We start from the raw sequence: 14,052 nt of genomic DNA, 5'->3' as shown, positions 1-14,052 counted from the left end.
TCGCCGTGCAATGCCGGCATGCTCGACTGGTCGCCCTGTCCGCGCCTGGAGACCTGCGATGCCCACCCGCCTGCCGCGCCTGCTGCTGATCGGCCTGATCCTCGCCGCCACCGCCGGCTGCGCCACCGCCGCGAGCCAGCGCGACGCCTGGGTGGTGCAGCAGATCCACGACTACAACCATCCCTATGCGGCGCAGCAGGCCGAGCTGGACACCAAGATGGCGACGATGGCCGGCAGCGCCTACGCGTTCTATCGCGGCACCGACCATCTGTTCTACCAGGACATGAAGACCCTGCCGGCCTCGCTGTGGACCAGCCCGCAGACCGGCTACACCTGGCTCGGCGGCGACACCCACATCGGCAACTTCGACGCCGCGCGCGACAGCAGCGGCAAGGCGGTGTTCAAGGTCGCCGACTTCGACGAAGGCCATCTCGGCCAGTACGTGTGGGACCTGCGCCGGCTGGCGGCGAGCATGGTCCTGGCCGGGCGCGACAACGGCCTGTCCGACAGCGACATCGGCAGCGCGATCGAGACCATGGTCGGCGCCTACCTGGACAAGATCGGCGACTTCAAGGGCAGCGACGCCGAGAAGAGTTTCCAGCTGGCCAAGAGCAACACCAGCGGCGTGGTGGCCAAGGCCATCGACAGCGCCGACAGCAAGAGCCGCAGCAGCCTGCTCGGCAAATACACCGCGGTCAGCGGCGGCAAGCGCACGTTCCAGAATCTGGACAACCTGGTCGCGGTGGACAGCGCCACCTACGCGGCGGTCGCCAGCGCGATGAACGGCTATGTGGCGTCGATCGCGGCATCCAAGCGCTATGCGACCAGCTACTACACGATCAAGGACGTGCGCCAGAAGCTCGGCTCGGGCACCGGCAGCCTGGGCCGGCAGCGCCTGTACGTGCTGGTCGAAGGCGCGAGCAGTTCGACCGGCGACGACGTGATCCTGGAATGGAAGCAGGAAGCGGCCAGCGTGGTCGCCGTCGCCGCGCCGTCGCAGATGCCCGCCTCCAGCTACGACAACCACGAAGGCGAGCGCGTGGCGCGCACCGCCAAGGCGCAGACCCTGGATGCCGACGTGCTGATCGGCTACGCCAGCGTCGCCGGCGTGCCGTTCTACGTGCACGAGAAATCGCCGTTCCAGGAAGACCTGGACCCGACCGCGCTGAGCAGCGCCGGCAAGCTGACCACCGCCGCCACCTACCTGGGCCAGGCGCTGGCCTCGGCGCACGCGCTGTCCGACCAGGACTACGATCCGGCGGTGGTGAGCTACAGCATCGACAAGCAGATCGATGCCGCGGCCAGCAGCAAGAGCGGATTGAAGTCGGAACTGCGCCAGTTCGCGTTCGACTATGCGGCGCAGGTGCAGCTGGACTGGCAGGGATTCGTGGCTGCGTACCAGGCGGGGACGCCGCTGTACTGAGCGTGGGGGGGGCACCGCCACGAACCCTGTAGGAGCGGCTTCAGCCGCGACCGGGCGTTACCGGTGATGCCCGGTCGCGGCTGAAGCCGCTCCTACAGGGTTCCGGAGACCGACGCCTGGCAGGCATTCGTGGCCGCATACCAGCCAGCAGCGCCGTCGCGCTGCGAGGCGTGCGTTCTTGCATCTCCGGTTTGCAGATGAATTCTGTGGGAGCGACTTCAGTCGCGACGCAGCTTTCCCGGGAAAGCCCGTCGCGACTGAAGTCGCTCCCACAACTGTACCGACCGCAAGCAAGCAGTTGCGCGCACTGCGGCGCAGGCTCGCCTGCGCCCAGCCGGCACGCCGGAGTTACAGGATGTAACGGCTCAGATCCGGATCCTGCACCAGCTCGCCCAGGTGCGTGTTGACGTAGGCGGCATCGACGACGACGCTCTGGCCGTCGCGATCCGGCGCCTCGAAGCTCAACGTATCGAGCAGGCGCTCGAGCACCGTGTGCAGGCGCCGCGCGCCGATGTTCTCCTGGCGCTCGTTGACCAGGAACGCGATCTCGGCGAGGCGGTCGATCGCATCCTCGGTGAAGCTCAGGGTCACGCCTTCGGTCAGCAGCAGCGCTTCGTACTGCTTGCTCAGCGCCGCCTTGGGCTCGGTGAGGATGCGGATGAAATCGTCCTTGGACAGCGCCGACAGTTCCACGCGGATCGGGAAGCGGCCCTGCAGCTCCGGGATCAGGTCGCTGGGCTTGGCCAGGTGGAACGCGCCCGAGGCGATGAACAGGATATGGTCGGTCTTGACCGTGCCGTACTTGGTGCTGACGTTGGAGCCTTCGACCAGCGGCAGCAGGTCGCGCTGCACGCCTTCGCGCGACACGTCGCCGCCGGACGACCCGGCCTCGCCGCGCTTGGCGACCTTGTCGATCTCGTCGATGAACACGATGCCGTGCTGCTCGCAGGCCTCGATCGCCGCGGCGCGCACGTCTTCCTCGTTGACCAGCTTGCCCGCCTCTTCCTCGATCAGCAACGGCCGCGCCGCCTTGATCGTCAGCTTGCGCGACTGCGACTTGCTGCCGCCCAGGTTGGAGAACATCTGCCGCAGTTGCTGACCCATTTCCTCCATGCCCGGCGGGGTCATGATGTCCATGCTGACGTTGACCGCCACGTCCAGCTCGATCTCGCGCTCGTCCAGTTCGCCGGCGCGCAGCATGCGCCGGAACTTGCTGCGGGTGTCGTTGTCCTGCGCCGAGGGCTCGTTGCGCGCGGCTTCCGGATCGAAGCCGATGCCGGCGCTGCGCCGTGGCAGCAGCGCGTCGAGGATGCGGTCTTCGGCGCGCTCCTCGGCCTGGGTGCGCACGCGGGTCTTGGCCTGTTCGCGATACAGCTTGACCGCGGTGTCGGCCAGGTCGCGCACGATCTGCTCCACGTCCTTGCCGACGTAGCCGACCTCGGTGAAACGGGTGGCCTCGACCTTGACGAACGGCGCGTTGGCCAGCGTCGCCAGGCGCCGCGCGATCTCGGTCTTGCCGACGCCGGTGGGGCCGATCATCAGGATGTTCTTGGGCATCACTTCGTTGCGCAGCGCATCGGGCAGCTGCATGCGCCGCCAGCGGTTGCGCAGCGCGATCGCCACCGCGCGCTTGGCGTCTTGCTGGCCGACGATGTGGCGGTCCAGCTCCTGCACGATTTCGCGCGGGGTCATGGTGCTATGGGTATCGGTCATGGTCGGGAAATCGAAGAGGGAATGGGGAATGGAGAATCGGGAATGGGAAGAGCAGGCGTCATCGGCAACGGAGACAGGAACCGCCGTTGCGATTCCCGATTCCCCATTCCCGATTCACAGCTCTTCGACCACCACGTTGCGATTGGTATAGATGCAGATGTCGCCGGCGATGTTCAGCGCTTCGACCGCGATGGTCTTGGCGTCCAGTTCGGTGTGGCCGAGCAGCGCGCGCGCCGCCGACAGCGCGTAGGAGCCGCCGGAGCCGATCGCGATGATGCCGTCCTCCGGCTCGATCACGTCGCCGGTGCCGCTGATGATCAGCGAGGTTTCCTTGTCGGCCACCGCCAGCAACGCCTCGAGCTTGCCCAGGCGGCGTTCGGTGCGCCAGTCCTTGGCCAGTTCCACCGCCGCGCGGGTCAGCTGGCCGTGCTTCTCGAGCTTGGCCTCGAACAGTTCGAACAGGGTGAACGCATCGGCGGCGGCGCCGGCGAAGCCGGCCAGCACCTGGCCGTCGCGGCCGAGCCGGCGCACCTTGCGCGCATTGCCCTTCATCACGGTATGGCCCAGCGTCACCTGACCATCGCCGGCCACGGCGACATGGCCGTTGCGGCGCACCGACAGGATCGTGGTGGCGTGGAAAACGTTGGGATTCTGACTGGGGTCCATGCGGCCTCCTGAGCGGTTCTTCAGGTGTGGGGGCATGCCGCGGCCGGTTCAAGCATGGGTTTGCCGATCGCCGCCGATCTTCGCGCGGCCCGGATGCTCGGGCTCCGGCTCGATGCCCCACAGCAGGTACCAGTCCTCGCCCTGCAATTCGATCGGATGCATGACGCGTCCGGAGCCGTTGCCGCACGCCAGGTCCGCCGCCGCGCAGTAGCGGTCGCACCCCCAACAGATCCGCTCGGGATGTGCGGGTTGCAACGGAAAGGGTTTCGCCATCGACCTGCCTCGCTGCATGTTCCGGCGGACAGTGTTCCCGCCCGCAGCGGCGCGCGCCTTGATCCAGAACAAGCGCGCGAACGGACGGACTTACCGCGTCCGTGCGTTCAGCCGGTCACGACTTGCGCCTGGCGCGCGGGTGCGCGGCGTCGTAGACCTTGGCCAGATGCTGGAAATCCAGGTGGGTGTAGATCTGCGTGGTGGCGATGTCGGCGTGGCCGAGCAGCTCCTGGACACCGCGCAGGTCGCCGGAGGATTCGAGGATGTGGCTGGCGAAGCTGTGCCGCAGCATGTGCGGGTGCACGTGCTTGAACAGGCCTTGGCGCCCGGCCAGCTGCTTGATCCGGATCTGCACCGCGCGCGCGCCGATCGGCGCGCCGCCGCGGCCCGGAAAAACAGGCGCCTCGGCCGCCGCCTTGGTTTCCGCCTGCCATTCCAGCAGCGCCTTGCGCGCGTGCGAGCCGACCGGCACCAGCCGCTGCTTGTTGCCCTTGCCGAGCACGCGGACCAGGCCGCTGGCGAAATCCAGGTCGCGCCAGCGCAGCGCGCACAGCTCGCTCAGGCGCAGCCCGGAGGAATAGAACAGTTCCAGCAGTGCGCGGTCGCGCAGGCCCAGCGGCACGTCGGTCGGCACTTCGACCAGGCGCACCGCCTCGTCCGCGTCCAGTACCTGCGGCAGCTTGCGCGGCGCCTTCGGCGCACGCAGCGCGGCGGCCGGACTGGCCGCGATCTGCCCATGCTTGAGCAACCACGCATAGAAACTGCGGCACGCCGACAGGCGCCGCTGCAGGCTCTTCGGCGACAGCCCGCGGCGGTGCTCGGCGGCGATGAAATGGCGCAGCTGCTCGGCGCCGAGCGCGGCGATGTCGACCCCGGCATTGTCCGCCGCCCAGGCCGCCAGCGCGGCGAGGTCGCGGCGGTACGCATCCAGCGTGTGCGCGGACATGCGCCGTTCGACTTGCAGATAGCTGAGGAACCGGGATTGGGGATTCGGGATTGGGGATTCGGCATCGACAGCCGACGCATCGGCGCGCGCGTCGGCGCGCTTTTTCCGAGTCCCGCGTCCCGCGTCCCGCGTCCCGGCCTTCATGCGAAGCGCTGCAGCGCCACCGTCAGCGACTCGCCCATCATGCGCAGGAACAAGGTGCCCATGCCGGGATAGAAGCGGTTCGGATCGCGGCTGCCGACCGCGAGCAGGCCCACGCCCGGCAACGGCAGCAGCGCGGTGGACTGCACGTCCTCGACGCGCTCGGCGTACAGCAGCGCCTGCTTTTCCGGCTGCAGGCGGCCGCAGATCGGCTCGCCGTCCTTCAGGCAGTCGCGAAACGGCGCCAGCCGCGGATCGTCCTGCGCCAGGATCTGCAGCCACGGCGCCTGCTCCAGCCCGGGCAACGGCCGCAGCAGCACGATGCTGACCAGGTCGCCCTGGAAATCCTCCTGCAGCGACGCGGCCATCGCGCGCACGCTGTCGGCGGCACTGGTCTGCCGCATCAGCGCCAGGGTCAGCTGATGGGTCCGCACCGCCAGGCGCTCGTTGACCTGGGCATTGCCGGCCAGCTCGGACAGGCGCCGCGACAGCTCGCGGTTCTTGTCGCGCAGCACTTCCAGCTGATAGCTCGCCAGCGACGCGGTCGGGCCGTCGTCGCGCGGCACCACCAGGGTCAATGCCAGGTCGGGGAACTGTTTCAGGAACGCCGGATGGCGGCGCAGCCATGCGGCGATTTCGTGCGCGCCGATCTTGTCCTGGGTCTCGCTCATCGGATCCACTCCCCATCGAAAACGAATGCGGCCGGCCCGGACATCACCACCGGCGCCGCGTCGTGCGGCCAGCGGATGCGCAGCTCGCCGCCGGGCAGCACCACGCGCACGTCGCGGTCCACGCGGCCGCGCTGGATCAGCACCGCCGCGGCCGCGCAGGCGCCGCTGCCGCAGGCGAGGGTCTCGCCGACGCCGCGCTCGTACACACGCAGGCGCACATGGCCGCGGTCGATCACCTGGGCGAAGCCGACGTTGACCGAATCGGGAAACGACGCGTGCTGCTGCAGCAACGGCCCCAGCCGTTCGAGCGGCGCCGCATCGACCAGGCCCACTTCCAGCACCGCATGCGGATTGCCCATCGACACCGCGCCGAAGCGCACGCTGCCGCCTTGCAGCGGCAGCACATACTCCTCGCGCATGCGCGGGAAGCCGATCAGCGGCACGTCCTCCGGGGCGAAGCGCGGCACGCCCATCGCCACCGCGAACTGGCCGTCGGCGCCGCGTTCGATGCGATGCGAGGCGAACGGACTGTCGATGACGAACGGATCGCTGCCGGCGACGCCGTCGCGCACCAGCCAGGCGGCGACGCAGCGCGCGCCGTTGCCGCACTGTCCGGCCAGGCTGCCGTCGGTATTCCAGATCCGGTAGCTGGCCACCGCCTCGGCAGTGCGCGGCGCCTCGATGGTCAGCAGCTGGTCGCAGCCGACGCCGAAATGGCGATCGGCCAGGCGCACCGCCAACGCGGCGTCCGGCGGCGGGGTGCCGTCGCGCAGGTCGAGCACCACGAAATCGTTGCCCGCGCCCTGCATCTTGGAAAAGCGCAGGCGCGCCGCGACGCTGGCCTCACTCATTCCCATCGGTGGGCGTGGTGCTGGTGTCGTCGGCCGGCTTCTGCTGGCCATCGACCGGCTGCGCCTGGCCGGCCGGATCGGTGGTGGCGGGCGGCGTCGCGTCGGGCGCGGCGGCCGGTGCGGCTTCCACCGGAACCGGCTTCTGCGGCATCACCAGCGGGCCCTTGTTGCCGCACCCGGACAGCGCCAGCAGGGCGGCGCCGAACAGGGCGATACGGATCGGATGACGGAACGATGTGCTCATGCGCCGAGTATAGCCAGAAGGGCATGAACCGGCTGTGCCGCCTGCCACGCTGCGGCCAGGCGCAGCCACGCCTGGGCCCATGCAGACGCGCGCTCCCGCTTCAATCGCGCGGCGGCGGCTCCGGGCGCAGCCACAGCCACAGCGCCACGCAGCTCATGCAGCCGATCGCCACCACCTGCACCCATGGCGTGTGCACGAACAGCAGCAGCACCAGCGCACACACCGCCATGGTCAGCGTGGCCATCCACTTGCCGCGGCGGCTGACCGCACCGTGCGCTTCCCAGTCGCGGATGCTGGCGCCGAAACGCGGATCCTCCAGCAACCGCCGGCGCAGGCGCTCGGAGCCGCGCGAGGCGGCATAGGCCGAGATCAGCACGAACACCGTGGTCGGCAAGCCCGGCACGAAGATGCCGACGATGCCCGTCGCCAGGCTGACGTAGGCCAGCAGCCACCAGGCCCAGCGGAAACGGGAAGGGGGTTCCATCGGCGCATGATAAAGCCGCGGCCGGATGGCGACGCGGACCTCGCGGTGCCGGGCGCCGTCGCTTCGTGCGCCCGGAACGACGCAGCGCGCTGGCCGAAGCTGGATGCCGTCGGGACTGAAGTCCCTCCCACGGTGCACCCACCGGCACTCGCCGCAGCGGCCTCTTGTAGGAGCGACGTCAGTCGCGACGAACGAAGCCGGAAACCGGGCCGGCTCCGGAACCTCGTGGTCGCGGCTGAAGCCGCTCCTACAGTGCACCCAGCCAGCCGAGCGCACGCCACTGTGGGAGCGACTTCAACTGTGGGAGCGACTTCAGTCGCGACGAGCCAAGCCGGAAGCCTGGCTGACCTGGGGAACCGTCGTGGCTGAAGCCGGTCCTAAAGAACGCTTGCGGCGCACCGGCCGGGTACACTGTAGGAGCGGCTTCAGCCGCGACAGGATGCCAGACCAGCCGGCGCTACTTCGCCGCCTGCTCCACACCCAGCTGGTCGAGCATGAACGCGTACGACTCGGCCTGCTCGCGATAGCGGCGGAAGCGCCCGGACTTGCCGCCGTGGCCGGCTTCCATGTTGACCCGGAACACGATCGGGCGGGTGCCGGTGTTGTCGTCGCGCAACTTGGCCACCCACTTCGCCGGCTCCCAGTACTGCACCTGCGAATCCCACAGGCCGGTGCCGACGAACAGCGCCGGATACGCCTGGCGGGTGACGTTGTCGTACGGCGAATAGCCGAGCATGTAGTCGTAGTACTGCTTCTGCTCCGGATTGCCCCACTCGTCGTATTCGTTGGTGGTCAGCGGAATGCTCGGGTCGAGCATGGTGGTGACCACGTCGACGAACGGCACCTGCGCCACCAGCACCCGGTAATCCTGCGGCGCCATGTTCGCCACCGCGCCCATCAGCAGGCCGCCGGCGCTGCCGCCGGCCGCGGCGACGCGGTCCGGCGCCGCATAGCCCAGCTTGACCAGGCCGCGGGTGACGTCGATGAAGTCGGTGAAGGTGTTCTTCTTGTTGAGCAGCTTGCCCTGGTCGTACCAGTCGCGGCCCATCTCCTGGCCGCCGCGGATGTGCGCGATGGCGTAGACCACGCCGCGGTCGAGCAGGCTGACCACCGGCAGGTTGAAGTTGGGATCGGTGGACATGCCGTAGCTGCCGTAGGCGTACTGGTACAGCGCCGCGGTGCCGTCCTTCTTGAAGCCCTTCCGGTACACCAGCGACACCGGCACCTTGACCCCGTCGCGCGCGGTCACCCACACGCGCTCGGTCTGGTACTTGTCGGCGTCGTAGCCGATCACCGGCTGCTGCTTGAGCAGCTTGCGCTCGCCGGTGCGGGTGTTGAGTCCGTAGGTGGTGGCCGGCGTGGTCAGCGAGGTGTAGCTGTAGCGCAGCCATGGCGTGTCCGGCTCGGGATTGACCGACAGGCCCATCGAATACGCCGGCTCGTCGGCCTTGACGTAGTCCTCCTTGCCGTCGGCGAAGTGCAGGCGGATCCGCTCCAGGCCGTCGGAACGCTCGGCGATCGCGGTGAAGCCGTCGAACAGCTCGAAGCCGTCGATGAACACCTTCTCGTCGTAGGGCAGCCAGGCCTGCCACTGCGAGCGCTTGGTGGCGCCGTCGGGCGCGGTCATCAGCGCGTAGTTCTTGGCCTTCCAGTTGGTGCGGATCACCCAGCGCCCGTCGAAATGGTCGGCGCTGTACTCGACGTCGCGCTCGCGCGGCGCCAGCACGGTGAAGCGCTGCGGGTCGGCGGCCGGCGCGTAGCGCTGCTCGGAGGACACCGTGCTCTCCACGCCGATGACGATGTACTTGTCGTCGCGGGTACGGCCCACGCCCATGTAGAAACTGTCGTCCTTCTCCTCGTAGACCAGGACGTCCTGCGCGGCCGGCGTGCCCAGCACATGCTTCTTGACGCGCACGGTGAGCAGGGTCTCCGGGTCGTTCTCGACGTAGAACAAGGTCTTGTTGTCGTCGGCCCAGACCACCTCCGGCGACACGCCCGGCACGCGGTCGGCGTAGATCTCGCCGGTGTCCAGGTTCTTGAAGCGCACCACGTACTGGCGGCGGCCGACGTCGTCCTCGGTCCACGCCAGCAGGCGGTTGTCCTGGCTGACCACCGCATCGCCCAGGCTGAAATAGCCCTTGTCCGCGGCCATCGCGTTGACGTCGAGCAGGATTTCCTCCGCCGCCTCCATGCTGCCCTTGCGCCGCGCATGCACCGGGTAGTCCTTGCCGCTCTCGAAGCGGGTGTAGTACCAGTAGCCGCGCTCGCGGTACGGCACGCTGCTGTCGTCCTGCTTGATGCGGCCGACGATCTCCTTGTACAGCGTGTCTTCCAGCGGCTTGAGCGGCTTCAGCACCTGGTCGGCGTAGGCGTTCTCGGCATTGAGATACGCCAGCATCTGCGGATTCTCGCGCTTGTCGTCGCGCAGCCAGTAATAGTCGTCCTGGCGGGTGGCGCCGAACGGCGCGGTGACCGTGTGCGGCTGCTTGGCCGGATGCGGCGGGGTCGCGTCGGTGGCGAGGGCGGAAGCGAAGGGCGCGGTCATGAGCAGCAGAAAGCTCGCTAGCAGGGAACGGTGATGCATCTAATGGGGCTCCGGCGGCAGTAACGCAAGCAAGGACGCGCCGCCCGGGCCGGGAGACGGCAGGCATGCGGCGCGGCGCCGCACGGTGCCGGCCGAGTCTCCGCGAGACGCCGCATCCTGGCAAGCGCGCGCAACGATTTCGTGCGCCGCCCTCCTCTATCATCGGGCCATGAACCCGCTTCCGACCGAACCCCGTACCGCGCCGCACGCGCTGCCCGCCTACAGCCAACGCAGCCGCGACATCGAACCGTTCCACGTGATGGCGCTGCTGGCCCGCGCCAACGAACTGGAACACGCCGGCCACGACGTGATCCACCTGGAGATCGGCGAACCGGACTTCACCACCGCCGCGCCGATCGTCGCCGCCGGCCAGGCCGCGCTAGCCGCGGGCCACACCCGCTACACCGCCGCGCGCGGGTTGCCGGCGCTGCGCGAGGCGCTGGCCGGGTTCTACCGGCAACGCCACGACGTGGACCTGGACCCGGCGCGGATCATGATCACCCCCGGCGGTTCCGGCGCGCTGCTGCTGGCCAGCGCGCTGCTGGTGGATCCGGGCAAGCGCTGGCTGATGGCCGACCCCGGCTATCCGTGCAACCGGCATTTCCTGCGCTTGGTCGAAGGCGCGGCGCAGCTGGTGCCGGTCGGCCCGGACAGCCGCTACCAGTTGACCCCGGCCTTGCTGGACGCGCACTGGAACGCCGACAGCGTCGGCGCACTGGTCGCCTCGCCGGCCAACCCGACCGGCACCCTGCTGGACCGCGCCGAACTGGCCGCGCTGGCGCAGGCGCTGCAGGCGCGCGGCGGCCACCTGGTGGTCGACGAGATCTACCACGGCCTCAGCTACGGCACCGACGCGCCCAGCGTGCTCGAGGTCGACGACAGCGCCTACGTGCTCAACAGCTTCTCCAAGTACTTCGGCATGACCGGCTGGCGCCTGGGCTGGCTGGTGGCGCCGCGCGCGGCGGTGCCGTCGCTGGAGAAGCTGGCGCAAAACCTGTACATCAGCGCCTCGAGCATCGCCCAGCATGCGGCGCTGGCCTGTTTCCTGCCGGAAACCCTGCAGATCCTGGAAGCGCGCCGCGCCGAATTTGGCCAGCGCCGCGACTACCTGCTGCCGGCGCTGCGCGCGCTAGGCTTCCGCATCGAAGTGGAACCGCAGGGCGCGTTCTACCTGTACGCGGACGTGAGCGCCTTCACCGACGACGCGCAGGCGTTCTGCGCGCATTTCCTGGAGACCGAGCACTTGGCGTTCACCCCGGGCGTGGACTTCGGCCACCACCGCGCGCGCCAACACGTGCGCGTCGCCTACACGCAGAGCCTGCCGCGGTTGCAGGAAGCGGTGGCACGGATCGCGCGCGGGCTGGCGCGCTGGTCGCGCTGACGCGCGCGCGCGCCGCTCATTCGCCGCATCCCACCAGGTCGAAGAACTGCCGAGCGCTGCCTTCGCGCTGATCCGACGGCGTGCGGTACCACAGCAGTTCGCGCAGCTCCGGCACCAGGAAATGCGCGGGCGCCGCGTCGCCGCGCCGCGGCACACGATCCAGCAAGGTGTAATCGGCATCGGTGCCGATGTATTCGGCATCGCCGAGCGGACGCGTACCGCCGTCGGGATCCGGCGCCTGCCAGCCCGGCACGCTCGGATCGGTAATCGAGGCCAGCATCTGGCGTCCGTCGCTGCCGCCATCGGCAGGGAGGAACCAATACGCCCGGCCGCTGCGCGCCGATTGCAGGCGCAATGCCAGATGCGCCGGCCACGCCAGGCCGGACTCCACCGCGACGAAGCGCGCGGTGAGCGCAGGATCGTCGCGCAACGCATAGCGCGCACGTTCCACCGTGCAATGGCTGGCCACGAGGGCCAGCGCCAGGTTCAGCAGCATCGCGCTTTCTCTTCGTGCCACGACAAGACGAAGGTCCGCTTCCGGGCCCGGAAGCGGACCGCAGCGGTCACTTGGCCAGCCGCTCCCACAGGAACCCGTACGCCAGCGCCTGCATATGCGCGGCCTGCGCATTGTTGGCCGCGCCGCCGTGGCCGCCTTCGGTGTTCTCGTAGTAGCTCACGTCCTTGCCGGCGTCGATCATCTTCGCCGCCATCTTGCGCGCGTGGCCCGGGTGCACCCGGTCGTCGCGGGTCGAAGTCAGGAAAATCACAGGCGGGTAGGTCTTCTTCGGGTCGAACAGGTGGTACGGCGAGAAGGTCCGGATGTAGGTCCAGTCGTCGGTGTCCGGATTGCCGTACTCGGCCATCCACGAGGCGCCGGCCAGCAGGTGGCTGTAGCGCTTCATGTCCAGCAGCGGCACCTGCACCACCACCGCGCCGAACAGCTGCGGGTACTGCACCAGCATGTTGCCGGCCATCAGCCCGCCGTTGCTGCCGCCCTGCACGCCCAGGTGCTTGGCCGAGGTGATCTTGCGCGCGGCCAGGTCCTGCGCCACCGCGGCCATGTCCTCGTAGGCCTTGTGCCGGTTCTGCTTCAGCGCCGCCTGGTGCCAGCGCGGGCCGTACTCGCCGCCGCCGCGGATATTGGCCAGCGCGTACACGCCGCCCTGGTCGAGCCAGGCGCGGCCGAGGCCGCCGGAGTAGAACGGGGTCATCGAGATCTCGAAGCCGCCGTAGGCGTACAGCAGGGTCGGATGGCTGCCGTCCAGCTTGAGCTGCTTCGGCCGGACCAGGAAGTACGGCACCTTGGTGCCGTCCTTGGACACGGCGAAGTGCTGCTCGATCGCGTCCTTGGACGCATCGAAGAAGCTCGGCATCGCCTTCAGCGTTTCGATGCTCTGCGGGCCGCGCTGCACGTCGGCCAGCATCAGCGTGGTCGGGGTCAGGAAATCGGTGGAGGTCAGCCACACCTGGTCGTTCTCGTCGGCATCGACCGCATCGACGCTGATGCTGCCGAAGGCCAGATCGCCGACCGGGAACGGCGCGCGCGCCCACTCGCCGTCGCCCGGGGTCAGCACCCACAGCCGGCTCTTGACGTCGTCCAGCACGTTCAGCACCAGCGTCGACTTGGTCCACGCGAACCCCTCCAGCGAGGTGCTGTCGGTCGGCGTGAACAACACCCGGAACGCACGCTTGCCGGCCATGAAGTCGTCGAACTTGGCGGCCAGCAGCGCACCGGCGGGATAGGTGGTGCCGTCCACGGTCCACGGATCGCGCAACTGCAGGGTCAGCCATTCGCGGTGCACGCGCTTGCTGGCCGAGTTGGGCACGTCGATCTTGCGCAGGCTGCCGTCGGCATTGCGCAGATACATCTCGTCGTTATAGAAGGCCAGCGTACGGCTGACGAAATCGCGCTCGTAGCCGGGCGTGTCGTCGTGCATCGCGGCGATGTACATGTCTTCCGGCTTGCCTTCGTAGACCAGGCTCGCGCTCTGCAGCGGAGTGCCGCGCTTCCACTGCTTGACCACCCGCGGATAGCCGGAGCTGGTCAGCGAGCCGGCGCCGAAATCGGTGTAGAGGTAGACGGTATCGGCGTCGATCCAGCCCAGGCCGCCCTTGGCCTCGGGGCGGAAGAAGCCATCCTTCACCCATTGCTTGGAACCCAGGTCGAACTCGCGGGTGACGTCGGCGTCGGCGCCGCCGCGCGACAGCGCGATCAGGCAGCGGCGGTAGTCCGGGCGCAGGCACTCGGCGCCATGCCACACCCAGTTCTCGCCCTCGGCCTTGTTCAGCGCATCCAGGTCCAACACCGTCTCCCACTTCGGCTCGGGCTTGCGGTATTCGTCCAGGGTGGTGCGCCGCCATAGGCCGCGCTCGTGCTCGCGGTCCTTCCACAGGTTGTAGTAGTACGGGCCGATCTTCTGCACCGCCGGGATCTTCGCGTCCGAGTCCAGCACCTCGCGGATGCCGGCTTCGCGCGCCTGGAAGCCCGGCTGCGCGGTCAGCCGCGCCTCGGTCTTGGCGTTCTGCGCCTTGACCCAGTCCAGCGGCTTGGCACCGGTGACGTCTTCGAGCCAGGCATAGGGATCTTGGGGCATCGCGGTTTCCTTCGCCGCGGCGGTGCCGGAGACGATCAGTCCGGCGAGCAGGCAGGCATGGGCAAGAGAGGGCATGGGTTA

At 68.9% G+C, this 14,052-nt stretch carries 12 protein-coding genes and 1 pseudogene; 2 read left to right on the top strand and 11 right to left on the bottom strand.

Going from position 1 to position 14,052, the window contains the following annotated elements; all coding sequences use genetic code 11:
* Positions 1–58: 58 nt before the first annotated feature.
* Positions 59–1,423 (top strand): DUF2252 domain-containing protein, encoded by a 1,365-nt coding sequence (locus AB8810_RS04100; protein ID WP_369915638.1) that lies wholly within the window; start codon positions 59–61, stop codon positions 1,421–1,423.
* 348 nt (positions 1,424–1,771) lie between these two features.
* On the opposite strand, the gene hslU is transcribed toward AB8810_RS04100, so the two are convergent.
* The 9 genes and pseudogenes from hslU to AB8810_RS04055 all read right to left on the bottom strand — a co-directional run bounded on the left by hslU (position 1,772) and on the right by AB8810_RS04055 (position 9,957).
* Positions 1,772–3,136: an ATP-dependent protease ATPase subunit HslU gene (gene hslU / locus AB8810_RS04095; RefSeq protein WP_369915637.1), complete on the bottom strand. Its 1,365-nt coding sequence runs from the start codon at positions 3,134–3,136 to the stop codon at positions 1,772–1,774.
* A gap of 114 nt (positions 3,137–3,250) precedes the next feature.
* Positions 3,251–3,802, bottom strand: coding sequence for an ATP-dependent protease subunit HslV (gene hslV / locus AB8810_RS04090; RefSeq protein WP_003465879.1), 552 nt, complete (start codon positions 3,800–3,802; stop codon positions 3,251–3,253).
* 186 nt (positions 3,803–3,988) lie between these two features.
* Positions 3,989–4,075, bottom strand: a pseudogene (locus tag AB8810_RS04085) (DUF3079 domain-containing protein); the annotation flags it as partial.
* Positions 4,076–4,190: 115 nt separating this feature from the next.
* The gene (gene xerC / locus AB8810_RS04080; RefSeq protein WP_369915635.1) at positions 4,191–5,165 is read right to left on the bottom strand and encodes a tyrosine recombinase XerC; all 975 of its coding nucleotides are present in this window, start codon (positions 5,163–5,165) and stop codon (positions 4,191–4,193) included.
* The gene (locus AB8810_RS04075) at positions 5,162–5,833 is read right to left on the bottom strand and encodes a DUF484 family protein (protein WP_179567421.1); all 672 of its coding nucleotides are present in this window, start codon (positions 5,831–5,833) and stop codon (positions 5,162–5,164) included. Before AB8810_RS04075 ends, xerC begins: the two co-directional genes overlap by 4 nt.
* Positions 5,830–6,684 (bottom strand): diaminopimelate epimerase, encoded by an 855-nt coding sequence (dapF, locus tag AB8810_RS04070; RefSeq protein WP_206259588.1) that lies wholly within the window; start codon positions 6,682–6,684, stop codon positions 5,830–5,832. Before dapF ends, AB8810_RS04075 begins: the two co-directional genes overlap by 4 nt.
* Entirely contained in the window at positions 6,677–6,928 is a 252-nt protein-coding gene (locus tag AB8810_RS04065; protein ID WP_179567425.1) for a lipoprotein, read from the bottom strand. The genes dapF and AB8810_RS04065 overlap by 8 nt, the downstream gene beginning before the upstream one ends.
* A 100-nt stretch (positions 6,929–7,028) precedes the next feature.
* Entirely contained in the window at positions 7,029–7,412 is a 384-nt protein-coding gene (locus AB8810_RS04060) for a YbaN family protein (RefSeq protein ID WP_179567427.1), read from the bottom strand.
* A gap of 457 nt (positions 7,413–7,869) precedes the next feature.
* Positions 7,870–9,957: a S9 family peptidase gene (locus AB8810_RS04055; RefSeq protein ID WP_369916617.1), complete on the bottom strand. Its 2,088-nt coding sequence runs from the start codon at positions 9,955–9,957 to the stop codon at positions 7,870–7,872.
* 208 nt (positions 9,958–10,165) lie between these two features.
* Between AB8810_RS04055 and AB8810_RS04050 the strand changes: the two genes are divergently transcribed.
* Entirely contained in the window at positions 10,166–11,377 is a 1,212-nt protein-coding gene (locus tag AB8810_RS04050) for a pyridoxal phosphate-dependent aminotransferase (protein ID WP_369915634.1), read from the top strand.
* 16 nt (positions 11,378–11,393) lie between these two features.
* Here the strand turns inward: AB8810_RS04050 and AB8810_RS04045 are convergent, their stop codons facing one another.
* Both AB8810_RS04045 and AB8810_RS04040 read right to left on the bottom strand, forming a co-directional pair.
* Positions 11,394–11,873 carry a hypothetical protein gene (locus AB8810_RS04045; RefSeq protein ID WP_369915633.1) on the bottom strand — a complete coding sequence of 160 codons (480 nt, stop codon included), beginning with the start codon at positions 11,871–11,873 and terminating at the stop codon, positions 11,394–11,396.
* 67 nt (positions 11,874–11,940) lie between these two features.
* Positions 11,941–14,046, bottom strand: a complete 2,106-nt coding sequence (locus AB8810_RS04040) for a prolyl oligopeptidase family protein (protein WP_369915632.1) — start codon at positions 14,044–14,046, stop codon at positions 11,941–11,943.
* Between the last annotated feature and the right edge of the window lie 6 nt (positions 14,047–14,052).

The organism is Xanthomonas sp. NCPPB 3005 (assembly GCF_041228095.2).
GTDB lineage: Bacteria > Pseudomonadota > Gammaproteobacteria > Xanthomonadales > Xanthomonadaceae > Xanthomonas_A > Xanthomonas_A bonasiae.
Note: the sequence above shows the minus strand (reverse complement) of the source record. Positions and strands in the feature narration are given on the sequence as shown.

What these genes read in the sequence shown, in the direction of transcription:
- AB8810_RS04065 (WP_179567425.1), bottom strand. Translation starts at nt 6,928, where the DNA reads ATGAGCACATCGTTCCGTCATCCGATCCGTATCGCCCTGTTCGGCGCC.
- AB8810_RS04045 (WP_369915633.1), bottom strand. Translation starts at nt 11,873, where the DNA reads ATGCTGCTGAACCTGGCGCTGGCCCTCGTGGCCAGCCATTGCACGGTG.
- dapF (WP_206259588.1), bottom strand. Translation starts at nt 6,684, where the DNA reads ATGAGTGAGGCCAGCGTCGCGGCGCGCCTGCGCTTTTCCAAGATGCAG.
- hslV (WP_003465879.1), bottom strand. Translation starts at nt 3,802, where the DNA reads ATGGACCCCAGTCAGAATCCCAACGTTTTCCACGCCACCACGATCCTG.
- AB8810_RS04050 (WP_369915634.1), top strand. Translation starts at nt 10,166, where the DNA reads ATGAACCCGCTTCCGACCGAACCCCGTACCGCGCCGCACGCGCTGCCC.
- hslU (WP_369915637.1), bottom strand. Translation starts at nt 3,136, where the DNA reads ATGACCGATACCCATAGCACCATGACCCCGCGCGAAATCGTGCAGGAG.
- AB8810_RS04060 (WP_179567427.1), bottom strand. Translation starts at nt 7,412, where the DNA reads ATGGAACCCCCTTCCCGTTTCCGCTGGGCCTGGTGGCTGCTGGCCTAC.
- AB8810_RS04075 (WP_179567421.1), bottom strand. Translation starts at nt 5,833, where the DNA reads ATGAGCGAGACCCAGGACAAGATCGGCGCGCACGAAATCGCCGCATGG.
- AB8810_RS04100 (WP_369915638.1), top strand. Translation starts at nt 59, where the DNA reads ATGCCCACCCGCCTGCCGCGCCTGCTGCTGATCGGCCTGATCCTCGCC.
- AB8810_RS04055 (WP_369916617.1), bottom strand. Translation starts at nt 9,957, where the DNA reads ATGACCGCGCCCTTCGCTTCCGCCCTCGCCACCGACGCGACCCCGCCG.
- AB8810_RS04040 (WP_369915632.1), bottom strand. Translation starts at nt 14,046, where the DNA reads ATGCCCTCTCTTGCCCATGCCTGCCTGCTCGCCGGACTGATCGTCTCC.
- xerC (WP_369915635.1), bottom strand. Translation starts at nt 5,165, where the DNA reads ATGAAGGCCGGGACGCGGGACGCGGGACGCGGGACTCGGAAAAAGCGC.